Genomic DNA, 23,579 nt, shown 5'->3' on the forward strand with positions numbered 1-23,579 from the left:
CAGAAAGAGAGATGATTATGACTCAACACGATCAATTACATCGTTATCTGTTTGAAAACTATGCCGTGCGCGGCGAGCTGGTGACGGTGTCGGAAACCCTGGAACAGATTCTGGCAAATCACACTTATCCCCAGCCGGTGAAAACGGTGCTGGCGGAGCTGCTGGTCGCCACCAGTCTGCTGACTGCGACGCTGAAATTTGCCGGCGACATCACCGTGCAGCTGCAGGGCGATGGGCCTTTACAGCTGGCGGTGATCAACGGCAATAACCAGCAGCAGCTGCGCGGCGTCGCGCGTGTGCAGGGCGAGATTGCGGACGATGCGGATCTGAAAGCGATGGTCGGCAACGGCTATCTGGTCATCACCATCTCCCCGGAAGAGGGTGAGCGTTATCAGGGCGTGGTCGGTCTGGAAGGCGATACGCTGGCCGCCTGCCTGGAAGATTACTTCCAGCGTTCAGAGCAGCTGCCGACGCGCCTTATTATCCGCACCGGCGAACATGAAGGTCAGCCGATGGCGGGCGGGATGCTGCTGCAGGTGATGCCGGCGCAGGATGCCCAGACTGCCGACTTTGAGCACCTGGCGACGCTCACCGAGACCATCAAGGCGGAAGAGCTGTTCACCCTGCCGGCGAACGATGTGCTGTGGCGTCTGTACCATGAAGAAGAAGTCACGGTCTACGATCCGCAGAGCGTGGAGTTCAAGTGCACCTGCTCCCGCGAACGCTGCGCCGGCGCGCTGAAAACCCTGCCGGACGAAGAGATAGATAGCATCCTTGCCGACGAAGGCGAGATTGATATGCACTGCGACTACTGCGGTAACCACTATATCTTCAACGCCATGGACATCGCCGAGATCCGTAATAACGCCTCTCCGGCCGATCCGCAGGTCCATTAATCCTCACCTCTTTTGCAGGCACCGGGCGGCGATGTGGTTTGTCGCCCGGTGTCTGACTTTTATTTATTCACGAGTTGAATCGATTTTCGCTGAAAGAGTTACGTAATTTTATTCCAGGAAAGCGATTACATTCACATTTCAGTAGTTTTTTTAATTACTTTTTAACCATTGAGAAACATCTAACCCCACCATCCAGCCATTTCCTGAGATAATCCACTTCACTTCGTGACAGGAGTCACCGTTTTTTTCGTCATTCTGAAGAATGTCGAGATACGTAAATCTATGAGCCTGGTCGCGGTCAATACCCGGTAATAAACCCTACAATTTACAGCAGTACATCTTGGCTAAGGAGCAGTGACATGCGCGTTAATCATGGTTTAACCCCGCAGGATCTCAAGGCTTATGGTATCAATGACGTTCAGGATATCGTCCACAATCCCAGCTACGACATGTTGTTTCAGGAAGAGCTCGACCCCAACCTGGAAGGCTACGAACGTGGCGTATTAACCAGTCTGGGTGCTATCGCCGTCGACACGGGCATTTTTACCGGTCGTTCTCCGAAAGATAAGTACCTCGTGCGCGACGACACCACCCGCGATACCGTCTGGTGGTCCGATAAAGGCAAGGGTAAAAACGACAACAAGCCGCTTTCGCAGGAAACCTGGCAGCATCTGAAAGGGCTGGTAACACAGAAGCTGTCCGGTAAACGCCTGTTTATCGTCGACGCCTTCTGCGGCGCTAACGCCGATACCCGCCTCAGCGTACGTTTCATTACCGAAGTGGCCTGGCAGGCGCACTTCGTTAAAAACATGTTCATCCGCCCGAGCGACGAAGAGCTGGCGGAATTCACGCCCGACTTCATCGTGATGAACGGCGCGAAGTGCACCAACCCGCAGTGGAAAGAGCAGGGCCTGAACTCGGAAAACTTCATCGCTTTCAACCTCACCGAGCGCATTCAGCTGATCGGCGGCACCTGGTACGGCGGCGAGATGAAGAAAGGGATGTTCTCGATCATGAACTACCTGCTGCCGCTGAAGGGCATCGCCTCCATGCACTGTTCTGCCAACGTGGGCGAGAAAGGCGATGTCGCCATTTTCTTCGGCCTCTCAGGCACCGGCAAAACCACCCTCTCCACCGACCCGAAACGCCGCCTGATTGGCGATGACGAACATGGCTGGGATGACGACGGGGTGTTTAACTTCGAAGGGGGCTGCTACGCCAAGACCATCAAGCTCTCTGAAGCGGCCGAGCCGGATATCTATCACGCCATTCGCCGTAACGCCCTGCTGGAAAACGTAGTAGTGCGCGCCGACGGGACAATCGATTTCGATGACGGCTCAAAGACCGAAAACACCCGCGTCTCCTACCCCATCGACCATATCGATAATATCGTCAAACCGGTCTCCAAAGCGGGTCACGCCACCAAAGTGATCTTCCTGACGGCCGATGCGTTCGGCGTACTGCCGCCGGTCTCCCGCCTGACCGCCGATCAGACGCAGTACCATTTCCTGTCCGGGTTTACCGCCAAACTGGCCGGCACCGAGCGCGGCGTGACCGAACCCACGCCAACTTTTTCCGCCTGCTTCGGCGCCGCCTTCCTGTCGCTGCACCCGACACAGTACGCCGAAGTGCTGGTCAAACGCATGCAGGCGGCCGGCGCGCAGGCTTATCTGGTCAATACCGGCTGGAACGGCACCGGCAAGCGCATCTCGATTAAAGATACCCGCGCCATCATCGACGCCATCCTCAATGGCTCGCTGGACAACGCGGAGACCTTTACCCTGCCGATGTTTAACCTGCAGATCCCGACGGCCCTCCCGGGCGTGGATCCCCAGATCCTCGATCCGCGCAGCACCTATGGTTCCCCGGAGCAGTGGCAGGAAAAAGCCGACCAGCTGGCGAAGCTGTTTATTGAGAACTTTGAGAAGTATACCGATACGCCAGCGGGCGCCGCGCTGGTGGCGGCAGGGCCGCAGCGCTAACGGGCGCAAAGATGAAAAAGCCGGGCTTGCCCGGCTTTTTATTGTGCAGCGTTCTGACCAACCAAACGCGGGCGCGATCAGCTCTCTTTGGCCGGTTTCATCGGCGCCAGCACCCGGTGCACCGGCAGCCAGGCGCGGATCAGTAACCCGCCGCGTTCGCTGGAGCCAATCTCCAGCCGGCCGTTGTGATTATCGATAATACGCTGAACAATCGCCAACCCCAGCCCGGTGCCGCTGGTGCTGCGGGCGCTGTCGCCGCGTACAAACGGCTGAAACAGGTGCTCTCGCTGCTCAGGTTTAATCCCCGGTCCGTCATCTTCTACCTGGAACCAGGCCCGGCTCGCTTCGCTGCCGCTGCTGACCTTGATCCAGCCATTGCCATAGCGGGCCGCGTTGACCACCATATTCGCCAGCGCGCGCTTGATAGACAGAGGATGCATGCGTACCGGAATTTCGCCGGCCTGCAGGGCGGTGGCGATCTCCCGCTCATAGCCGCTCTCCGCAGCGATCACTTCCCCCAGCACCGCATTCAGATCCGCCAGCTCCATCGGCATCTCCTGCCCGGTGCGCAGATAGTCGATAAACTGCTCGATGATGGCGTTGCACTCTTCGATATCTTTATTGATCGACTCCGCGAGATAGCCGTCCTGCTCGCCCATCATCTCGGTGGCCAGACGAATGCGGGTCAGCGGAGTCCGTAAATCATGGCTGACCCCAGCCATCAGCAGCGTACGGTCGTCGGCCAGCTGCTTCACGCCCGCGGCCATGTGGTTGAAGGCGCGCGTCACCGAACGCACTTCGGAGGCGCCATACTCGCGCAGCGGCGGCGGAATAATGCCGCGCCCGACCTGCAGCGCCGCATGCTCCAGATCCACCAGCGGGCGGTTCTGAATACGGATAAACAGCCAGGCGCCGCCTATCGCCAGCAGCATGATCGCCAGGGTATAGCGGAACAGCGGCGAGAAGTCGCCCTGATGGATCTCAGTCAGCGGCACCCGCACCCAAATATTGGGCGAGAGCCAGGTCTTCAGCCACACCACGGGGGAGCTTTTATTGACCTCCACCCGCACCTCAGTGGGGCCGCCAAGCTGATGAGCCATCTGCTGGCTCAAGAATTCATAATGCTGCGCCCAGCGCAGGCCTGCGTCTTCCGCCGCTTCATTGGAATAGAGCGAAATCCCCAGCTCGCGATAAATTTCACGGCGAAACGCCGGGGGCACCACCAGCTGGGTGCCATCCTCCAGCTGCAGCTTATCAGTCATCAGCATACGCACTTCGTAGGCCAATACTTTATTAAACTGCTGGAGACTTGGCAGGATCGCGAAATTCAGTACTACCAGATAGGTCGTCACCAGGCTGACGAACAGCAAGGTGACGATCAGGAGCAGCGTGCGAGCAAAGGAGCTGCGCGGCGAAAAGCGCACGCGTTTCATGCCTTAGAACCGTCCGGGACGAAGACGTAGCCCAGACCCCAGACGGTCTGGATATAGCGCGGATGCGCCGGGTCCTCTTCCACCATGCGGCGCAGGCGGGAGATCTGTACGTCGATGGAACGCTCCATCGCAGAGTATTCGCGGCCGCGAGCGAGGTTCATTAACTTATCGCGCGACAGCGGCTCACGAGGATGGCTTACCAGCGCCTTCAGGACCGCAAACTCGCCGCTGGTCAACGGCATCGGCTCGTCTTCACGGAACATCTCGCGGGTGCCCAGGTTCAGTTTGAATTTACCAAAGGCGATAACCGCCTCTTCCTGCGACGGCGCGCCCGGCAGCTCGTTCGCCTGACGGCGCAACACCGCCCGGATGCGGGCCAGCAGTTCACGCGGGTTGAACGGCTTCGGAATGTAGTCGTCGGCCCCGATCTCCAGGCCCACGATACGATCAACCTCTTCGCCTTTCGCCGTCACCATAATGATCGGCATCGGGTTGCTCTGGCTGCGCAGACGGCGGCAAATCGAGAGACCATCTTCCCCAGGCAGCATCAGATCCAGCACCATCAGGTGGAAGGATTCGCGGGTTAACAGACGATCCATCTGTTCGGCGTTCGCCACGCTACGAACCTGGAAGCCCTGCTCGGTAAGATAACGTTCGAGCAGCGCACGCAGGCGCATGTCGTCATCCACAACCAGAATCTTATAATTCTCTTGCATTGTTTGTACTCCCAAAGGTTCACTGCAATAGTCAGTGCGTATTCTCAAAAAAGCCCGGCGCGCTCACCAGCTAAATCTGGTATATATTCCAGGCTAAATTGTTACAAAGCATATTTAACAGCAGGTTAAGTATACATTTAATCATAAGACACAGTATTTATCCTGTCGGTATTATTACGCGCTACAAATTGTGCGCAACGACAGACTGTCAGAAGGTTGAACTCACGATGAAAACGCCGCTGATCACCCGCGAGGGATATGAAAAACTGAAGCAGGAGATGGACTATCTGTGGCGCCAGGAGCGCCCGGAAGTGACCAAAAAGGTGACCTGGGCCGCCAGCCTCGGCGACCGCAGCGAGAACGCGGATTACCAGTACAACAAAAAGCGCCTGCGCGAGATCGATCGCCGGGTCCGCTATCTGACCAAATGTCTGGAACAGTTAAAGATCGTCGATTACTCCCCACAGCAGGAGGGCAAAGTCTTCTTCGGCGCCTGGGTAGAGATTGAAAACGATGAAGGCGATATCAAGCGCTTTCGCATCGTCGGTTACGATGAAATTTTTGGCCGCAAAGACTATATCTCCATCGACTCGCCGATGGCGCGCGCACTGTTAAAAAAAGAGGTTGGCGATCTGGCCATCGTCAACACGCCGGCGGGCGAAGCCAGCTGGTATGTCAATGAGATCGAATACGTTAAATAGACAAGAACTTTCCGAGAGACGCCCGGCGCGACTGGCATTTTTAGCCGTCAGTCCGTATAACTAGTCCCTGTTTTTTGACCCTAAAGATGAATTAAAAGCCATGATGAATGATTCGCTCTGCCGCATTATTGCGGGTGAACTTCAGGCCAGAGCCGAACAGGTAGAAGCTGCCGTTCGCCTGCTTGATGAAGGGAACACCGTGCCGTTTATTGCACGTTATCGTAAAGAAGTCACCGGCGGTCTGGATGACACGCAGCTGCGTAATCTGGAAACCCGCCTCGGCTATCTGCGCGAACTGGAAGACCGTCGTCAGGCGATCCTCAAATCCATCGCTGAACAGGGCAAACTGACCGACGCGCTGGAAAAAGCCATCAACACCACGCTCAGCAAAACTGAACTGGAAGATCTCTACCTGCCGTATAAACCGAAGCGCCGCACCCGCGGGCAAATCGCTATCGAAGCGGGGCTGGAGCCGCTGGCTGACCTGCTGTGGAACGAACCGTCCCACGATCCGGAAACGGAAGCCGCAAAATATATTGATGCCGATAAAGGCGTGGCCGACAGCAAAGCGGCGCTGGATGGCGCGCGCTATATCCTGATGGAGCGTTTTGCCGAAGACGCCGCGCTGCTGGCGAAGGTCCGTGACTATCTGTGGAAAAACGCCCACCTGGTCTCCACCGTCGTCAGCGGCAAAGAAGAGGAAGGCGCCAAATTCCGCGACTACTTCGATCACCATGAACCGATCGCCACCGTGCCGTCGCATCGCGCGCTGGCGATGTTCCGCGGTCGCAACGAAGGCGTCCTGCAGCTCTCTTTAAACGCTGACCCGCAGTTTGACGAGCCGCCGAAAGAGAGCCACGGCGAGCAGATTATTATCGACCATCTGGGCCTGCGCCTGAATAACGCCCCGGCGGACAGCTGGCGTAAAGGCGTCGTCAGTTGGACCTGGCGGATCAAAGTCCTGATGCATCTCGAAACCGAGCTGATGGGTACCGTGCGCGAGCGCGCTGAAGACGAAGCTATTAACGTCTTCGCCCGCAACCTGCACGACCTGCTGATGGCTGCGCCCGCCGGGCTGCGCGCCACCATGGGCCTTGACCCGGGCCTGCGCACCGGGGTGAAAGTGGCCGTGGTTGACGGTACCGGCAAACTGGTGGCCACCGATACCATCTACCCCCACACCGGTCAGGCCGCCAAAGCGGCCGTCGCCGTCGCCGCGCTGTGTGAGAAGCACAACGTCGAGCTGGTGGCGATCGGCAACGGCACCGCCTCGCGTGAAACCGAGCGTTTCTTCCTCGACGTGCAGAAACAGTTCCCGAAGGTCACCGCCCAGAAGGTGATCGTCAGCGAAGCCGGGGCTTCCGTTTACTCCGCCTCCGAGCTGGCGGCGCAGGAGTTCCCTGACCTCGACGTGTCGCTGCGCGGCGCGGTCTCCATTGCCCGCCGTCTGCAGGATCCCCTGGCCGAGCTGGTGAAAATCGACCCGAAATCCATTGGCGTCGGCCAGTATCAGCACGATGTCAGCCAGACCCAGCTGGCGCGTAAGCTGGACGCGGTGGTGGAAGACTGCGTGAACGCCGTTGGCGTTGACCTGAACACCGCCTCCGTGCCGCTGCTGACCCGCGTGGCCGGCCTGACCCGCATGATGGCGCAGAACATCGTCGCCTGGCGCGACGAGAACGGCCAGTTCCAGAACCGCCAGCAGCTGCTGAAGGTCAGCCGCCTGGGGCCGAAAGCCTTTGAACAGTGCGCCGGCTTCCTGCGTATCAACCACGGCGACAACCCGCTGGATGCCTCCACCGTTCACCCGGAAGCCTACCCGGTGGTCGAACGCATTCTGGCCGCTACCCAGCAGGCGCTGAAAGATCTGATGGGCAATAGCAGTGCGCTGCGCCACCTGAAGGCCGTGGATTTCACCGATGAGAAGTTCGGCGTACCGACCGTGACCGACATCATCAAAGAGCTGGAAAAACCGGGCCGCGACCCGCGTCCGGAGTTTAAGACAGCGAAGTTCGCAGACGGCGTAGAGACCATGAACGATCTGCTGCCGGGGATGATTCTGGAAGGGGCCGTCACCAACGTCACCAACTTCGGCGCATTTGTCGATATCGGCGTCCATCAGGACGGACTGATCCACATTTCGTCGCTTTCTGACAAGTTTGTTGAAGATCCGCACACCGTGGTGAAAGCGGGCGACATCGTGAAGGTCAAGGTCATGGAAGTCGATCTGCCGCGTAAGCGTATCGCCCTGACCATGCGTCTCGACGAGCAGCCGGGCGACAGCAACGCCCGCCGCGGCGGCGGTCAGGATCGCCCGCAGGGCAACCGCCCGGCCGCGAAAGCCGCCAAACCTCGCGGTCGCGACGCGCAGCCTGCCGGCAACAGCGCGATGATGGATGCCCTCGCGGCGGCGATGGGTAAAAAACGCTAATCCCACCCTGCCCCTTTTCAGGGGCAGTTTTCTTTTCATGACCAGGCCATCGCCATCACGCGCAAAACAGGTTCAGTTGTTTCTGATAACCTGTTTTTATTCCACGCCTGAAGACAGCGAAATTAATATTTTCATTTCGTTAACTTAAGAAACCTTAATTAAACATTAGATCGCCGAAATAATATTTCGTGCATTTTCGATCACAGACAGATTTTGCGGCACATCAATAAAAAAGTGATTTCCGCTTTAAAAATAGCGTTGATCGCATCATATGTATTGATGATAAAAACCATTCTCATTATCATCACTTTCAGAATGATTTTTTCTTTTTTCGTTGGCTATGGTATCCGGCGCGGTGACATCCCGACGCCCGGTCAATTCATCTTCGGTTAGCGATAGACAAGTAGGCCCTATGCAATTCACACCTGATAGTGCGTGGAAAATCATTGGATTCTCCCGCGATATTAGCCCAGCATACCGTCAGAAATTGCTCTCCCTCGGCATGCTGCCCGGATCCTCTTTTCATGTGGTGCGCGTGGCGCCGCTCGGCGATCCTGTTCATATTGAAACCCGACGCGTCAGTTTGGTATTACGCAAAAAAGATCTCGCCTTAATCGAACTGGAAGCGGTTGCACAATAACGGCTGGCCCGGCACAAGAGTCTGAAATATGAAAAAATTAACCGTTGGTTTAATTGGTAATCCTAATTCCGGCAAGACCACTTTATTTAATCAACTGACCGGCGCCCGCCAGCGCGTGGGCAACTGGGCCGGGGTCACCGTTGAGCGTAAAGAGGGCGTGTTCGCCACCACTGACCACCAGGTCACGCTGGTTGACCTCCCCGGGACCTACTCTCTGACCACCATCTCTTCGCAGACCTCGCTGGACGAGCAGATCGCCTGCCACTACATCCTCAGCGGCGAGGCCGACATGCTGATTAACGTGGTCGACGCCTCCAACCTCGAGCGAAACCTCTATTTGACGCTGCAGCTGCTTGAGCTGGGGATCCCCTGCGTCGTGGCGCTGAACATGCTGGATATTGCCGAAAAGCAGCAGGTGCGTATCGATATCGATGCCCTCGCCGCGCGCCTCGGCTGCCCGGTCATTCCGCTGGTTTCGACCCGCGGACGCGGGATCGAAGCGCTGAAGATTGCCCTCGACCGTCATCAGGCGAACAGCGATATTGAGCTGGTCCATTATCCGCAGCCGCTGCTGCGCGAAGCTGACCTGCTGGCGCAGCAGATGTCAGCGCAGATCCCGGTCAAGCAACGGCGCTGGCTCGGTCTGCAGATGCTGGAGGGCGACATCTACAGCCGGGCCTATGCCGGCGACGCCGCCGATAAACTGGATATCACCCTGGCGAATCTTAGCGACGAGATCGACGACCCGGCGCTGCATATCGCTGACGCGCGCTATCAGACCATCGCCGCCATTTGCGACGCCGTCAGCAACACCCTGACCGCCGAGCCAAGCCGCTTTACCGCGGCGATGGACAAGGTGATCCTCAACCGCTTCCTCGGGTTGCCGATTTTTCTCTTTGTCATGTATCTGATGTTCCTGCTGGCGATCAACATCGGCGGCGCGCTGCAGCCGATTTTTGACGCCGGCTCGGTCGCGGTCTTTATTCACGGTATTCAATGGCTGGGCTACACCCTGCACTTCCCGGACTGGCTGACCGTGTTCCTCGCCCAAGGGATCGGCGGCGGTATCAACACCGTGCTGCCGCTGGTGCCGCAGATCGGCATGATGTATCTGTTCCTCTCTTTCCTTGAGGACTCCGGCTACATGGCGCGCGCCGCCTTTGTCATGGACCGCCTGATGCAAGCCCTCGGCCTGCCGGGAAAATCCTTTGTCCCGTTGATTGTCGGTTTCGGCTGTAACGTGCCGTCGGTGATGGGCGCCCGCACCCTCGACGCCCCGCGCGAACGTCTGATGACCATTATGATGGCGCCGTTTATGTCCTGCGGCGCGCGGCTGGCGATCTTCGCCGTCTTCGCGGCCGCGTTCTTTGGTCAGAACGGCGCGCTGGCGGTCTTCTCGCTCTATGTGCTGGGCATTGTGATGGCCATTCTCACCGGCCTGATGCTGAAGCACACCATTATGCGCGGCGAAGCCTCGCCGTTCGTGATGGAGCTGCCGGTGTACCACGTCCCGCATATCAAGAGCCTGATTATCCAGACCTGGCAGCGCCTGAAAGGCTTTGTGCTGCGCGCCGGGAAGGTGATCGTCATTGTCAGCATCTTCCTCAGCGCGCTGAACAGCTTCTCGCTGAGCGGCAAGGTCGTCGACAACATCAACGACTCCGCGCTGGCCTCGGTGAGCCGGGTCATTACTCCGGTGTTTAAGCCGATCGGCGTGCATGAAGATAACTGGCAGGCCACCGTGGGCCTGTTTACCGGCGCGATGGCGAAGGAGGTGGTGGTCGGTACGCTGAACACCCTCTATACCGCCGAAGATATCCAGAACGAGGAGTTCAATCCGCGGACCTTCAGCCTCGGCGAAGAACTGCTGGCGGCCGTCGACGAGACATGGCAGGGACTGAAAGACACCTTCAGCCTCAGCGTCCTGGCCAACCCCATCGAAGCCAGCAAAGGCGATGGCGAAATGGCCACCGGCGCGATGGGCGTGATGGGCAGTAAATTTGGCAGCGCCGCGGCGGCTTACAGCTATCTGATCTTCGTTCTGCTCTACATCCCCTGCATCTCGGTGATGGGCGCCATCGCCCGCGAATCGAGCCGCGGCTGGATGACCTTCTCCATTCTGTGGGGGCTGAATATCGCCTATTCGCTCTCGACGCTCTACTACCAGACCGTCAGCTTTAGCGACCATCCGCGCTACAGCCTGGCGTGTATCCTGGCGGTGGTATTGTTCAACGTAGTGCTCTTCGGTCTGCTGCGTCGGGCGCGCAGCCGGGTTGACGTCTCGCTGCTGGCCACCCGGAAAACGCCGACCTCCTGCTGTTCCAGCCCGGCTGGCGATTGCCACTAAGGAGGAGCGGTGGCGTCGTTAATGGAAGTCCGCGATATGCTGGCCCTGCAGGGCCGCATGGAGGCGAAACAGCTCAGCGCCCGCCTGCGGACGCCTCAGCCGCTGATTGACGCCATGCTCGAACGCATGGAAGCCATGGGCAAGGTGGTACGGATCAGCGAAACGAGCGAGGGCTGCCTCTCCGGCAGCTGTAAAAGCTGTCCTGAAGGGAAAGCGGCGTGCCAGCAGGAGTGGTGGGCGCTGCGATGAAGGGAGTAAGGCCAGCCAGCGCCATGAGGTAAAACGAGTGTGACAGCAGAGAAAAACGGGCCAACAGGCCCGTTTTTTATGACTGGATTATTTATACACGTCAGCGTTAGCGTGAACGGTTTTTTCGTTTTTCTGCCCGGCAATCACCACAAAGTATTTTCCACCCAGCTCATCAGCTTTTTTCGACAGATCGCGTCGGGCGTCCATCGGCGAGGTCGTCCTTGAGGTCGTGATGCTGCCGACCTTGGTCAGATTCATCTTCGCCACGTCCTCTTTTTGGATCTCTTTCGCTGCGAATGCGCCAAAAGACAGACAGCCAATCACCAGAGATGCAACCATTCCTGTAACAAGTTTCATAGCCTCTACTCTCCATTAGGTTGTTATTGTAGGTCACGATGGCGGAATGAAATAATCAACCACCGTAACAACCTAAGTATTGCTGTGAATGGCCCTTTTACCATGGCGCGGCAAAAAAAATTACCCCAGCCGTTTTTTCAGCGCCATCAGCGGCTCGCAAAAGGCCGCGGGATGGGAAACAAATGGCGCATGCGCTGCCTTGTCAAAGAGAATTGACTCGCTTTCCGGCCATAGCTTATCCAGCAGCGGGACAATCTTGCGCGGCACCAACCCGTCCAGTCGACCGTACAGCCGCAGAAACGGCATCGGCAGCCCGACCAGCGCCTGGCGCAGATCGACGGTTCTGAGGATCTCCAGACCGCCGTTCAGCGCCTCAGCGGAAGGCATCGGCAGCGAGAGCACCGCCTGCTTTAACGCCCGCGCATCCTGACGGGCGCTCTCCGTGCCCATGGTTTGCAATGCGAGGAACCGCTCGACGGTGCGCTGGAAATCCTCGCTCAGCTGCTGCTGAAATCCAGCCAGCACCTCCGGCTTGATGCCGGGCCAGTCCTCATGAGCCGCGAAACAGGGGGAAGAGGCAACCGTTACCAGCGCCTGCACCCGTTGCGGACGCATAATCGCGACCTGGCTGGCCACCAGCCCGCCCAGGCTCCAGCCCAGCCACACCGCCTGAGGCGGAGCCTGCTCCAGCACCCGCTGCGCCATCGCCTCCAGCGACATCGCCCCAAACCCGCCGCTACGGCCATAGCCAGGCAGGTCCACCAGGTGAAGGGTAAAATGCGAAGCCAGCTGCGGCGTGATGCAATCCCAGACCTGAGCGTTCAGTCCCCAACCGTGCAGCAGCACAAGATGACAATCACCTTCGCCGATTGTTTGCCACCAGATGTCGTTCATCCGTTACCGTTCTCTTTTTTACTGGACAGAAGGCCAAATATGCTAACAGCACACAGCTTATGCTGGCTATGCCAAATGCCGCTGGCGGTCGCCCGCTGGGGGATCTGCTCTCGCTGCAGCCGCGCCCTGCTCGCCTGCCCCCCGCTCTGCCCGCAGTGCGGCCTGCCGGCGGCAATGTCCCGGCATCCCTGCGGCCGCTGCCTGCAAAAGCCGCCGCCCTGGCATCGAATGGTGGCGGTCAATGACTATCGTTCGCCGCTGAGCGACCTGGTGCGGCAGCTGAAGTTTCACCATCGTCCGGAACTGGGCCCCGCCCTGGCGCGCCTGCTGCTGCTGCGCCTTAAACAGCGCGACGATTTGCCGCCGGTAGACGCGCTGGTCGGCGTGCCGCTGTGGCATCGCCGCCGCTGGCGCCGGGGTTATAATCAGTGCGATGAGCTGTGCCGACCGTTGGCCCGCTGGCGTGGGTGCGTCTGGCGTCGCGACGGCCTGACGCGCCAGCGAGCGGGCGCCGTGCAGCATTCGCTCAATGCCCGCCTGCGCAGGCAGAACCTGAAAAATGCCTTTCAGCTTGAATTTGCCGTCCAGGGACTCCATATCGCTCTGGTGGATGATGTCGTCACGACCGGCAGCACCGTCGCCGAGATATCCCGCCTGCTTTTGCGAAACGGCGCCGCGACGGTTCAGGTATGGTGTATATGCCGTACCTTGTAGACCCCCGCTGATGGGCGTATTATAACCCAGTAAAATAGTCAACTATTAGGCCAACGCTATGATCCGTATTTCCGATGCTGCACAAGCGCACTTTGCCAAACTGCTGGCAAATCAGGAAGAAGGGACGCAAATTCGCGTATTTGTGATTAATCCCGGCACCCCAAACGCTGAGTGCGGCGTATCCTACTGCCCACCGGATGCGGTGGAAGACACCGACACGGCGCTGAAATTTGAACAGCTGACCGCCTATGTCGATGAGCTCAGCGCGCCCTATCTGGAAGACGCTGAAATTGATTTCGTCACCGACCAGCTTGGCTCGCAGCTGACCCTGAAAGCGCCGAACGCCAAAATGCGCAAAGTCGCTGACGATGCCCCGCTGATGGAGCGCGTCGAGTATCTGCTGCAGTCGCAGATTAACCCGCAGCTGGCCGGCCACGGCGGTCGCGTGTCGCTGATGGAGATCACCGACGACGGTCTGGCTATCCTGCAGTTCGGCGGCGGATGCAATGGCTGCTCGATGGTCGACGTAACCCTGAAAGAAGGTATTGAAAAACAGCTGCTGAACGAGTTTCCGGAGCTGAAAGGGGTTCGCGATCTGACCGAGCACCAGCGCGGCGAGCACTCCTACTACTAAGCCTTTCCTCCGGCGGCACCCTGTCGCCGGCTCTCCTTGCTCCTTTCTGTGTTACCGCGCAACATCTCCCACTAAACGACCGGCAAAAACCGGGGAAAGAGTATGACTTAAGTCTCATATTTAACATTTTCCCCGGTCAGGTGATTCTCAACCCTCACATGTTACCCGTATCATCCACTTCAGGCACCACCGGCAAAAAAATAGCCAGCTATCCTTTCTCTGGGTAAGGATAATGCAAGCGTTTACGGTGCCAGACTATTTTGCTCCCTGACGGAGCGGATGCTCTACAGGTTCAAACTTTGACGTTACCCATAACAAATTAAGGCCAGGTAAATCATGCCATTAGTCATCGTTGCTATCGGGGTTGCCCTGTTATTGCTGTTAATGATCCGTTTCAAAATGAACGGCTTCATTGCGCTGGTTCTGGTGGCGCTCGCCGTCGGATTAATGCAGGGTATGCCACTGGATAAAGTGATCGTTTCCATCAAAAACGGCGTTGGCGGCACCCTTGGCAGCCTCGCGCTGATCATGGGCTTCGGCGCTATGCTCGGTAAGCTGCTGGCAGACTGCGGCGGCGCTCAGCGTATCGCCACCACGCTTATCAATAAGTTCGGTAAGAAGCATATTCAATGGGCGGTGGTCCTGACCGGCTTCACCGTCGGTTTCGCCCTGTTCTATGAAGTGGGCTTCGTACTGATGCTGCCGCTGGTGTTTACCATCGCCGCCTCGGCCCGTATTCCGCTGCTGTACGTCGGCGTACCGATGGCTGCCGCGCTCTCCGTCACCCATGGCTTCCTGCCGCCGCACCCGGGTCCGACCGCGATCGCCACCATCTTCCACGCCGATATGGGTAAAACGCTGCTCTACGGCACCATTCTGGCTATCCCGACGGTTATTCTCGCCGGCCCGGTTTTCGCCCGTTTCCTGAAAGGCATTGATAAGCCGATCCCGGAAGGCCTGCATAACCCGAAAGTGTTCACTGAAGAAGAGATGCCTGGCTTTGGCGTCAGCGTCTGGACCTCGCTGGTTCCGGTGATCCTGATGGCGATGCGCGCCGTGGCCGAGATGATCCTGCCGAAGGGCCACGCCTTCCTGCCGATTGCCGAATTCTTCGGCGACCCGGTCATGGCCACCCTGATTGCGGTACTGATCGCCCTGTTCACCTTCGGTTTGAACCGCGGCCGCTCCATGGAGCAGATCAACGACACCCTGACCTCTTCTATTAAAATCATCGCCATGATGCTGTTGATCATCGGCGGCGGCGGCGCCTTCAAACAGGTGCTGGTGGATAGCGGCATGGATAAATACATCGCTTCTATCATGCACGAATCGAATATGTCTCCGCTGTTTATGGCATGGTCCATCGCCGCGGTACTGCGTATCGCGCTGGGTTCGGCGACCGTTGCCGCCATCACCGCGGGCGGGATCGCCGCGCCGCTGATCGCCACCACCGGTGTCAGCCCGGAGCTGATGGTTATCGCGGTCGGCTCCGGCAGCGTTATCTTCTCCCACGTGAACGATCCGGGCTTCTGGCTGTTCAAAGAGTACTTTAACCTGACCATCGGCGAGACCATCAGGTCCTGGTCGGTACTGGAAACCATTATCTCTGTCTGCGGCCTGGTAGGCTGTCTGCTGCTGGGGATGGTGGTGTAAGGCCACTCCCGCTACAGAAAAAGGCCGGTCCGCATGATGCGGACCGGCCTTTTTTATCGGACATCCTCTTCGCCGCGCAGAGGAGCGCGCGGCGGGGTGTCATCAGGAGGCGGCTTTTTTGCTCGCCGCCTTGCGCCGTTTATCCAGATCCTTAATCAGCTTATTGACCTGTTCATCGGCAAACATCTGCTCAAGGGTGACGGAAAGCTTCCGGCGCCAGTTCGGGTACTCGGTGCTGGTGCCCGGAATATTGACCGGCGACGCCATCTCCAGCCAGTCTTCCGGCTGCAGGCCCAGCAGGGCGCTGTTGCTGTCGGCAATATAACGTTGCATCCCCCGGTTGAGGATCCCCGTCATGCTCATCAGGGAGGCCTTATGACCGGCACGCTTGGGCAGACAGCCGTACTTATGCAGCGCATCCAGCAGCCCTTGTTTCGCCAGCTCACGGTCCTGGTACAGCCCGCGCAGCACCACCTCATCAGGATAGAGACCCAGCGCTTTACCTAACGTCAGATCGCCGCTTTCCCAGTAGCCGCGGAGGGTGGGCAGGTCGTGCGTCGTCGCCACAGCCATTGATTGCTCCGGGTACAGCGCAGGCGCGCGGAACGTTTTCTCTGCATCGCTCTCAAAATAGAGCACCTTATAAGAATAGACGCCGCTGTTGCGTAACTTGCTGACGATCTCCACCGGTACCGTGCCCAGATCTTCGCCGATCACCATGCAGCGATGACGCTGGCTTTCCAGCGCCAGAAGCGACAGCAGATCGTCGACGGGATACTGAACGTAAGCGCCATGGTCGGCGGTTTCACCATAGGGGATCCACCACAGACGCAGCACCGACATCACGTGATCGATGCGCAACGCGCCGCAGTTCTGCATATTGGCGCGCAGCAGGTCGATAAACGGCTCATAGGCGCGAGCGGCAATAATATGCGGATCCATCGGCGGCAGGCCCCAGTTCTGGCCCAGCGGACCCAGAATATCCGGCGGCGCGCCCACGGACGCTTTCAGGCAGTACAGCTCACGGTCGCACCAGGTCTCCGAGCCGCCTTCGGCGACGCCCACCGCCAGATCGCGGTAGAGGCCGATCGGCATCCCATCGCGCTGGCTGGTTTCCCAGCAGGCGGCAAACTGGCTCCAGGCCAGCCACTGCAGCCAGAGATAGAAACTGACGTCGTCCTCATGCTCGACGCAGAAGGCTTTCACCTCCGGGCTGTCGATATCCTGAAAGGCCTTCGGCCAGGCCGGCCAGCCCCAACGCAGCGGGTCCTGTTGAACCTGCCAGGCGTGCAGCGCATCGAAAGCGGCCTGCCAGTAAAGGCTTTCCCCTTCACGCAGAACAAACTCGCGGAACGCCGTCATCTGCTCATCTTCACGACGAGAGAATCGTTTCCACGCCATACGCAGCGCGGTCATTTTCAGCGTGGTGACCGCGGTATAGTCCACATCATCCGTTTGCCGCGCCGCCTGCAAGGCCTGCTGCGTCGCTGCGGACTGCCACCACGCCTGCGCCTCTTCGCTATGCTGGAAATCGTCAACCGCATTGACGTCGATGTAGATAACGTTCAGCCAGCGACGTGAAGAAGGGCTATAGGGGCTGGCGCTCTCCGGGTTCGCCGGATAGAGGGCATGGATCGGGTTGAGACCAATAAACGACCCGCCGCGGCGGGCGATTTCCGGCAGCATGGCGCGCAGATCGCCAAAATCGCCGATCCCCCAGTTTTTCTCCGAACGCAGGGTATACAGCTGCACGCAGGTGCCCCACAGCTTTTTCCCCTCTTTCAGCGGCTGCGGCTCATAGCAGCGGGCCGGAGCGACGATGGTCCGGCAGTGCCAGCGCTCCCCCTCCTGGGTGAGCGTCAGGGAGTGATACCCCTCCGGCAGTTTGGCCGGCAGCGGCAGCGTCTCGCCGCCGCGGGTTTTACCCTGATACTGCTTACCGTCCTCAGTGGTCAGGATCCACTGATACTCACCGCGTCCTGCCACCGGCAGCGACATTTTTTTGCCGTGGGTGAAGATCTTCACGTTCGGCAGCGGGTTAACCGCCACTTTCGTGGCGGCGGTTGAGCGATGCATCGCATCCAGTAGACGCTGTTTGGTGACAGCCGCGATAGACTGCGGCTTGCCGTGCGCGTTGATATAGCTGGGGCTGATGCCCGCCGCCAGCGCGGCATTATCGAGGCGTTTACTCTCCATAGGCCTTCCTTTAGCGTTTCGCCTGCCAGATACGTTGCTGATAATCGCGGATCGAGCGGTCGGAGCTGAACATGCCGCAGCGCGCGGTGTTGAGAATTGTCGCGCGGGTCCAGGCCTCCTGGTCGCGATACAGCTCATCTACCCGTTTTTGCGCCGCCACGTAGGCTTCGAAATCGGCCAACACCAGATACGGGTCGCCGCCCTGCAGCAGGCTGTGCAGCATCTGGTCGAAGGCATGCTTGTCGCCGTTGCTATAGGTGCCGTTCTCCAGCTCCTTAAGCACCGCATCAAGCAGTTTGTCTTTTTTACGCCATTTCAGCGGATCGTAGCCTTTCGCTTTCAGGGCTTTCACTTCTTCTACCGTGTGGCCGAAGATAAAGATGTTCTCTTCACCGACCTGCTCGGCGATTTCCACGTTGGCGCCATCCAGCGTCCCGACGGTCAGCGCGCCATTCAGCGCCAGTTTCATGTTGCCGGTGCCAGAGGCTTCTTTGCCCGCGGTGGAGATCTGCTCGGAGATATCTGCCGCCGGGATCAGTTTTTCCGCAGCCGAAACACAGTAGTCCGGCAGGAAGACCACTTTCAGCTTATCGCCGACTTTCGGGTCGTTGTTGATCGCTTCCGCTACCTTGTTGATGGCGAAAATAATATTCTTCGCCAGATAGTAGCCCGGCGCCGCTTTCGCGCCGAACAGGAAGACGCGCGGTACGCGATCGGCCTGCGGGTTTTCGCGGATCTCTTTGTACAGCGCAAGGATATGCAGCAGGTTGAGGTGCTGACGCTTGTACTCGTGCAGACGTTTGATCTGAATGTCGAAAATCGCCTGCGGGTTGATCTCAATCCCGGTACGCTGCTTCACAAACTCGGCCAGATGAACTTTGTTGGCCTGCTTAATATCGCGATAGGTCTGACGGAATGCCGCATCGTCAGCGTATTTTTCCAGATTGATCAGCTGGTCAAGGTCATTGGCCCACTCTTTTTTCAGCGTCTCATCCAGCAGCGTGGCCAGCGCCGGGTTGCACTGCTTGATCCAGCGGCGCGGTGTGATGCCGTTGGTCACGTTATGGAATTTGTTCGGCCACAGCTGGTTATATTCCGGGAACAGATCTTTCACCACCAGGTCCGAGTGCAGCGCCGCTACGCCGTTGACGGCAAAACCGCCCACCACGCACATGTTGGCCATCCGCACCTGCTTGTTATGCACCACCGCCAGTTTCGCCCAGACCTGCTTATCGCCCGGCCAGGTTTTGTCCACCAGCAGTTTAAAGCGGTCGTTAATCTCTTTAATGATCTGCATATGGCGCGGCAGCAGCGCTTTCACCAGCTTCTCATCCCAGCACTCCAGCGCTTCCGGCATCAGGGTATGGTTGGTGTAAGCAAAGGTTTTGCTGGTGATCGCCCAGGCGTCATCCCAGCTCAGCTGGTGCTCGTCGATCAGCACGCGCAGCAGCTCCGGGATGGCGATGGTCGGGTGCGTATCGTTCAGCTGGATCACTTCGTAATCCGCCAGCTCGGCCAGCTTGCGGCCTGCCAGATGATGACGACGCAGGATATCGGCCACTGAGCAAGCGCACTGGAAGTACTGCTGCATCAGGCGCAGTTTTTTACCGGCCTGATGGTTGTCGTTCGGGTACAGCACCTTGGTCAGTTTTTCCGCGTCGATGCCCTGCTGCTCGGCGCGCAGGAAATCGCCGTCGTTGAATTTGGTCAGGTTAAACGGATGAGCATGTTTGGCCTGCCACAGACGCAGCGGCTGGGCGACGTTGTTGCGATAGCCTAGCACCGGCAGGTCCCAGGCTTCGCCGGTAATGACGAACGCCGGCTGCCACTCGCCGTTTTTACTGACTTTGCCGCCGATACCGACCTGGACATCCAGCGCGTCGTTATGGCGGAACCACGGGTAGCTGCTGCGGCCCCAGTCGTCCGGAGCTTCCTTCTGCTGGCCGTCGTCAAAGGACTGGCGGAACAGACCATACTGGTAATTGAGGCCGTAACCGGTCGCCGACTGCCCCACGGTCGCCATGGAGTCGAGGAAGCAGGCTGCCAGACGGCCCAGGCCGCCGTTACCCAGCGCCGGGTCGGTCTCTTCTTCCAGCAGATCGGTGAGGTTGACGTCATAGCCTTTCAGCGCGTCGCTCACGCCCTCGTACCAGCCCAGGTTGAGCAGGTTGTTGCCGGTCAGGCGGCCAATCAGAAACTCCATCGAGATGTAGTTAACGTGACGCTGTCCTTGCGCTGGTTTTGCCACCGGCTGCGCCGACAGAAGTTCCGCCAGCGCTCCGCTGACGGCGCGCCACCATTGACGCTGCGTCATCTCGGAAGCGGACTGTAAACCAAAACGCTGCCACTGACGCGTCAGTGCAGCCTGAAACTGAGCTTTGTTAAATGAAGTCTGTGACATAATGAGATCCGGGTCCTTTACTAAAACGATGGCGCTAGTGTGCCGACCTCCCGATTCATCGTCCTCATCCCGACGGGGATTAGACAGGGAGGAGTGCCGGGGATGAGCGAAAAGTGTGATCCTGACCACTATAGTGTGGGTGAGAAGGCCAAAATATGCTGTAAAAATCACCGCAGTATGACAGTCGAGATGCCATTTCTGCCGACCAAAAATTTGTTACAGGCCAATACGCGGCAAAAATTTTCCCGCCCTTCGCAGGGTTATTAAAAAAATAAATAGAGACCTCCGGGAAAATAAGCACATTTCATCACATTAACCCGCAAAAAAGATTACTTCTAAGAAATCACTGACAATAATTTAATAAAAACAAACAACTACTTCAGACATAAAATTAATCTCTCCCCGCTCCGCTCACCACCGGCTAAAAACCGCTGATGACGAGTCCTGCCTGCGATTTTTCCCCATTCGCAACCAATGTCGAAATTTGTGACATAGAGCAAATTCAAGAGCATAAACTTCGGACATAACTTGCAATAAATTTCATAATCACCGACCTTATTAGATATTAATTACGAAGCGCAAAAAAAATCGCAACCTCTCTCTTGCACAGCGAAATGTAGAACTATGTTGATTCCGTCCAAATTAAGTCGTCCGGTCCGCCTTGAACACACCGTGGTTCGTGAGCGTTTACTGGCGAAACTTTCCGGCGCGAACAATTATCGTCTCGTGCTGATCACCAGTCCTGCCGGGTACGGTAAAACAACGCTCATTTCTCAGTGGGCCGCAGGTAAAAACGATCTTGGGTGGTTTTCGCTGGACGAAGGCGACAACCAGCAGGAGCGTTTTGCCAGTTATCTGATCGCGGCGATCCAGCAGGCCACCGGCAACCACTGCGCGGCCAGTGAAGCGATGGTGCAAAAGCGCCAGTACGCCAGCCTCTCCTCTCTTTTTGCACAGCTGTTTATTGAACTCGCCGACTGGCAGCGCCCGCTGTACCTCGTCATTGATGATTACCATCTGATCAATAATCCGGTGATCCATGACGCGATGCGCTTTTTCCTCCGCCATCAGCCGGAGAATATGACCCTCGTGGTCCTGTCGCGGAACCTGCCGCAGCTGGGGATTGCCAACCTGCGCGTCCGCGATCAGCTGCTGGAGATTGGCAGCCAGCAGCTGGCCTTTACCCACCAGGAAGCGAAACAATTTTTCGACTGCCGTCTGACGTCGCCTATCGAAGCCGACGACAGCAGCCGGCTGTGCGACGACGTCGCCGGGTGGGCCACCGCGCTGCAGCTCATCGCCCTCTCCGCCCGCCAGAATAACTCCTCCGCCCAACACTCCGCCCGCCGACTCGCCGGGATTAACGCCAGCCATCTGTCGGATTATCTGGTGGATGAAGTGCTGGATAACGTCGACGCCCGCACGCGCAACTTTTTGCTGAAGAGTTCGCTGCTGCGCTCAATGAACGACGCGTTAATCGTTCGCGTCACCGGCGAAGAGAATGGCCAGATGCAGCTGGAGGAGATCGAACGTCAGGGGCTGTTCCTGCAGCGGATGGATGATTCCGGCGAATGGTTCCGCTATCACCCGCTGTTTGGCAGTTTCCTGCGCCAGCGCTGTCAGTGGGAGCTGGCGGTTGAACTGCCGGAGATCCACCGCGCCGCGGCGGAAAGCTGGATGGCGCAAGGCTTCCCCAGCGAGGCTATCCACCATGCGCTGGCGGCCGGCGATGCCAAAATGCTGCGCGATATCTTGCTCAATCACGCCTGGGGCATGTTTAACCATAGCGAACTGGGCCTGCTGGAGCAGTCGCTGTCGGCGCTGCCCTGGTCAAATCTGCTGGAAAATCCGCGCCTGATCCTGCTGCAGGCCTGGCTGATGCAGAGCCAGCATCGCTACAGCGAAGTCAACACCCTGCTGGCGCGCGCCGAGCAGGAGATGAGCGTCGAAATGGATACCGCGATGCATGGCGATTTCAACGCCCTGCGCGCGCAGGTGGCGATTAACGACGGCGACCAGGACGAGGCGGAACGTCTGTCGATGGTGGCCCTGGAAGAGCTGCCGCTGGCCAACTATTACAGCCGCATCGTCGCCACCTCGGTACATGGCGAAGTCCTCCACTGTAAGGGTAAACTGACCAAATCTCTCGCCGTGATGCAGCAGACCGAACAGATGGCCCGCCGTCACGACGTGTGGCATTACGCCCTGTGGAGCATCATTCAGCAAAGCGAAATTCTGTTCGCCCAGGGCTTCCTGCAGGCCGCCTGGGAGAGCCAGGAGAAAGCCTTCCAGCTGGTACGCGAACAGCATCTTGAGCAGCTGCCGATGCATGAGTTCCTGTTGCGCATCCGCTCTCAGCTGCTGTGGGCATGGGCGCGCCTCGACGAAGCTGAAGCCTGCGCCCGTCAGGGGATGGAGGTCCTCTCAACTTATCAACCACAGCAGCAGCTACAGTGCCTGGCGCTCATGGTGCAATGCTCGCTGGCGCGCGGCGATCTGGATAATGCCCGCAGCCACCTGAACCGACTGGAGAACCTGCTCGGTAATGGTCACTATCACAGCGACTGGGTCTCCAACGCCGACAAGGTGCGGGTGATCTACTGGCAGATGACCGGCGATAAAACCGCGGCGGCCAACTGGCTGCGCCAGACGCCGAAGCCGGAATTCGCCAATAACCACTTCCTGCAGAGCCAATGGCGCAATATTGCCCGCGCGCAGATCCTGCTGGGCGATTTCGAACCCGCGGAAATGGTGCTGGAAGAGCTGAACGAAAATGCGCGTTCGCTGCGTTTGATGAGCGATCTCAACCGCAACCTGCTGCTGCTCAACCAGCTGTACTGGCAGGCAGGACGCAAGAGCGAAGCGCAGAAAGCCCTGCTGGAAGCCCTGACGCTCGCCAACCGCACCGGCTTTATCAACCACTTTGTGATTGAAGGCGAGGCGATGGCCCAGCAGCTGCGCCAGCTGATCCAGCTGAACACCCTGCCGGAGCTGGAGCAACACCGCGCCCAGCGTATTCTGCGCGACATTAACCAACATCATCGCCACAAATTCGCCCACTTTGACGAAGGGTTCGTCGAGCGGCTGCTGAATCACCCGGAGGTGCCGGAGCTTATCCGCACCAGCCCGCTGACCCAGCGCGAATGGCAGGTGCTTGGCTTAATCTATTCCGGCTACAGCAACGAGCAGATTGCCGGCGAGCTTGACGTGGCGGCCACCACCATCAAGACCCACATTCGCAATCTGTATCAGAAACTGGGCGTCGCCCACCGTCAGGACGCGGTGCAGCATGCCCAGCAGCTGCTTAAGATGATGGGATACGGCGTCTGACGACG

At 58.3% G+C, this 23,579-nt stretch carries 17 protein-coding genes; 11 read left to right on the forward strand and 6 right to left on the reverse strand.

The features are described 5' to 3' along the window. Positions 1 to 11 precede the first annotated feature (11 nt). Complete coding sequence (gene hslO, locus MKS11_RS20650) at positions 12 to 896, forward strand: Hsp33 family molecular chaperone HslO (protein ID WP_017899960.1); 885 nt, start codon at positions 12 to 14, stop codon at positions 894 to 896. A 359-nt stretch (positions 897 to 1,255) separates the two neighbouring features. Continuing rightward, positions 1,256 to 2,878, forward strand: coding sequence for a phosphoenolpyruvate carboxykinase (ATP) (gene pckA / locus MKS11_RS20655; protein ID WP_087771810.1), 1,623 nt, complete (start codon positions 1,256 to 1,258; stop codon positions 2,876 to 2,878). Positions 2,879 to 2,955: 77 nt separating this feature from the next. Here the strand turns inward: pckA and envZ are convergent, their stop codons facing one another. Both envZ and ompR read right to left on the reverse strand, forming a co-directional pair. Then, positions 2,956 to 4,311: a two-component system sensor histidine kinase EnvZ gene (gene envZ, locus MKS11_RS20660; RefSeq protein ID WP_004202158.1), complete on the reverse strand. Its 1,356-nt coding sequence runs from the start codon at positions 4,309 to 4,311 to the stop codon at positions 2,956 to 2,958. Further along, positions 4,308 to 5,027: a two-component system response regulator OmpR gene (gene ompR, locus MKS11_RS20665; protein WP_001157751.1), complete on the reverse strand. Its 720-nt coding sequence runs from the start codon at positions 5,025 to 5,027 to the stop codon at positions 4,308 to 4,310. Before ompR ends, envZ begins: the two co-directional genes overlap by 4 nt. Positions 5,028 to 5,254: 227 nt before the next feature. On the opposite strand from ompR, the gene greB reads away from it, so the two are divergent. The 5 genes from greB (at position 5,255) to feoC (ending at position 11,395) form a co-directional block, all read left to right on the forward strand. Further along, positions 5,255 to 5,728, forward strand: a complete 474-nt coding sequence (greB, locus tag MKS11_RS20670) for a transcription elongation factor GreB (RefSeq protein WP_002920503.1) — start codon at positions 5,255 to 5,257, stop codon at positions 5,726 to 5,728. Between the two features lie 100 nt (positions 5,729 to 5,828). Continuing rightward, positions 5,829 to 8,159 (forward strand): Tex family protein, encoded by a 2,331-nt coding sequence (locus MKS11_RS20675; RefSeq protein WP_087771809.1) that lies wholly within the window; start codon positions 5,829 to 5,831, stop codon positions 8,157 to 8,159. Between the two features lie 412 nt (positions 8,160 to 8,571). Then, entirely contained in the window at positions 8,572 to 8,799 is a 228-nt protein-coding gene (gene feoA, locus MKS11_RS20680; protein WP_004202154.1) for a ferrous iron transporter A, read from the forward strand. Positions 8,800 to 8,827: 28 nt separating this feature from the next. Continuing rightward, positions 8,828 to 11,146: a Fe(2+) transporter permease subunit FeoB gene (gene feoB / locus MKS11_RS20685; RefSeq protein WP_064178583.1), complete on the forward strand. Its 2,319-nt coding sequence runs from the start codon at positions 8,828 to 8,830 to the stop codon at positions 11,144 to 11,146. A gap of 9 nt (positions 11,147 to 11,155) precedes the next feature. Continuing rightward, entirely contained in the window at positions 11,156 to 11,395 is a 240-nt protein-coding gene (gene feoC / locus MKS11_RS20690) for a [Fe-S]-dependent transcriptional repressor FeoC (RefSeq protein WP_004202151.1), read from the forward strand. A gap of 87 nt (positions 11,396 to 11,482) precedes the next feature. On the opposite strand, the gene MKS11_RS20695 is transcribed toward feoC, so the two are convergent. Further along, positions 11,483 to 11,752, reverse strand: a complete 270-nt coding sequence (locus tag MKS11_RS20695) for a YdgH/BhsA/McbA-like domain containing protein (RefSeq protein ID WP_004202149.1) — start codon at positions 11,750 to 11,752, stop codon at positions 11,483 to 11,485. 120 nt (positions 11,753 to 11,872) lie between these two features. Continuing rightward, positions 11,873 to 12,646 carry a pimeloyl-ACP methyl ester esterase BioH gene (gene bioH, locus MKS11_RS20700; RefSeq protein WP_004202147.1) on the reverse strand — a complete coding sequence of 258 codons (774 nt, stop codon included), beginning with the start codon at positions 12,644 to 12,646 and terminating at the stop codon, positions 11,873 to 11,875. A 39-nt stretch (positions 12,647 to 12,685) separates the two neighbouring features. On the opposite strand from bioH, the gene gntX reads away from it, so the two are divergent. The 3 genes from gntX (at position 12,686) to gntT (ending at position 15,647) form a co-directional block, all read left to right on the forward strand. Next, positions 12,686 to 13,360 carry a DNA utilization protein GntX gene (gntX, locus tag MKS11_RS20705; RefSeq protein WP_048295667.1) on the forward strand — a complete coding sequence of 225 codons (675 nt, stop codon included), beginning with the start codon at positions 12,686 to 12,688 and terminating at the stop codon, positions 13,358 to 13,360. A gap of 58 nt (positions 13,361 to 13,418) precedes the next feature. Next, positions 13,419 to 13,994, forward strand: coding sequence for a Fe-S biogenesis protein NfuA (gene nfuA, locus MKS11_RS20710; RefSeq protein WP_004202143.1), 576 nt, complete (start codon positions 13,419 to 13,421; stop codon positions 13,992 to 13,994). A gap of 336 nt (positions 13,995 to 14,330) precedes the next feature. Beyond that, complete coding sequence (gene gntT, locus MKS11_RS20715; RefSeq protein ID WP_004202142.1) at positions 14,331 to 15,647, forward strand: gluconate transporter; 1,317 nt, start codon at positions 14,331 to 14,333, stop codon at positions 15,645 to 15,647. Between the two features lie 102 nt (positions 15,648 to 15,749). On the opposite strand, the gene malQ is transcribed toward gntT, so the two are convergent. After that, positions 15,750 to 17,843 (reverse strand): 4-alpha-glucanotransferase, encoded by a 2,094-nt coding sequence (gene malQ / locus MKS11_RS20720; RefSeq protein WP_049116360.1) that lies wholly within the window; start codon positions 17,841 to 17,843, stop codon positions 15,750 to 15,752. A 10-nt stretch (positions 17,844 to 17,853) separates the two neighbouring features. Further along, entirely contained in the window at positions 17,854 to 20,244 is a 2,391-nt protein-coding gene (gene malP, locus MKS11_RS20725; protein ID WP_004202140.1) for a maltodextrin phosphorylase, read from the reverse strand. Positions 20,245 to 20,868: 624 nt separating this feature from the next. Here malP and malT point away from each other — a divergent pair. After that, a complete protein-coding gene (gene malT, locus MKS11_RS20730; protein WP_004202139.1) occupies positions 20,869 to 23,574 on the forward strand; it encodes an HTH-type transcriptional regulator MalT in 2,706 nt (901 codons plus the stop codon). Positions 23,575 to 23,579: the final 5 nt, after the last annotated feature.

This window comes from Klebsiella sp. K5-45, from assembly GCF_030128605.1.
In the GTDB taxonomy this organism is placed as follows: Bacteria; Pseudomonadota; Gammaproteobacteria; order Enterobacterales; family Enterobacteriaceae; genus Klebsiella; species Klebsiella quasipneumoniae.

What these genes read in the sequence shown, in the direction of transcription:
- hslO (WP_017899960.1), top strand. Translation starts at nt 12, where the DNA reads ATGATTATGACTCAACACGATCAATTACATCGTTATCTGTTTGAAAAC.
- pckA (WP_087771810.1), top strand. Translation starts at nt 1,256, where the DNA reads ATGCGCGTTAATCATGGTTTAACCCCGCAGGATCTCAAGGCTTATGGT.
- envZ (WP_004202158.1), bottom strand. Translation starts at nt 4,311, where the DNA reads ATGAAACGCGTGCGCTTTTCGCCGCGCAGCTCCTTTGCTCGCACGCTG.
- ompR (WP_001157751.1), bottom strand. Translation starts at nt 5,027, where the DNA reads ATGCAAGAGAATTATAAGATTCTGGTTGTGGATGACGACATGCGCCTG.
- greB (WP_002920503.1), top strand. Translation starts at nt 5,255, where the DNA reads ATGAAAACGCCGCTGATCACCCGCGAGGGATATGAAAAACTGAAGCAG.
- MKS11_RS20675 (WP_087771809.1), top strand. Translation starts at nt 5,829, where the DNA reads ATGATGAATGATTCGCTCTGCCGCATTATTGCGGGTGAACTTCAGGCC.
- feoA (WP_004202154.1), top strand. Translation starts at nt 8,572, where the DNA reads ATGCAATTCACACCTGATAGTGCGTGGAAAATCATTGGATTCTCCCGC.
- feoB (WP_064178583.1), top strand. Translation starts at nt 8,828, where the DNA reads ATGAAAAAATTAACCGTTGGTTTAATTGGTAATCCTAATTCCGGCAAG.
- MKS11_RS20695 (WP_004202149.1), bottom strand. Translation starts at nt 11,752, where the DNA reads ATGAAACTTGTTACAGGAATGGTTGCATCTCTGGTGATTGGCTGTCTG.
- bioH (WP_004202147.1), bottom strand. Translation starts at nt 12,646, where the DNA reads ATGAACGACATCTGGTGGCAAACAATCGGCGAAGGTGATTGTCATCTT.
- gntX (WP_048295667.1), top strand. Translation starts at nt 12,686, where the DNA reads ATGCTAACAGCACACAGCTTATGCTGGCTATGCCAAATGCCGCTGGCG.
- nfuA (WP_004202143.1), top strand. Translation starts at nt 13,419, where the DNA reads ATGATCCGTATTTCCGATGCTGCACAAGCGCACTTTGCCAAACTGCTG.
- gntT (WP_004202142.1), top strand. Translation starts at nt 14,331, where the DNA reads ATGCCATTAGTCATCGTTGCTATCGGGGTTGCCCTGTTATTGCTGTTA.
- malQ (WP_049116360.1), bottom strand. Translation starts at nt 17,843, where the DNA reads ATGGAGAGTAAACGCCTCGATAATGCCGCGCTGGCGGCGGGCATCAGC.
- malP (WP_004202140.1), bottom strand. Translation starts at nt 20,244, where the DNA reads ATGTCACAGACTTCATTTAACAAAGCTCAGTTTCAGGCTGCACTGACG.
- malT (WP_004202139.1), top strand. Translation starts at nt 20,869, where the DNA reads ATGTTGATTCCGTCCAAATTAAGTCGTCCGGTCCGCCTTGAACACACC.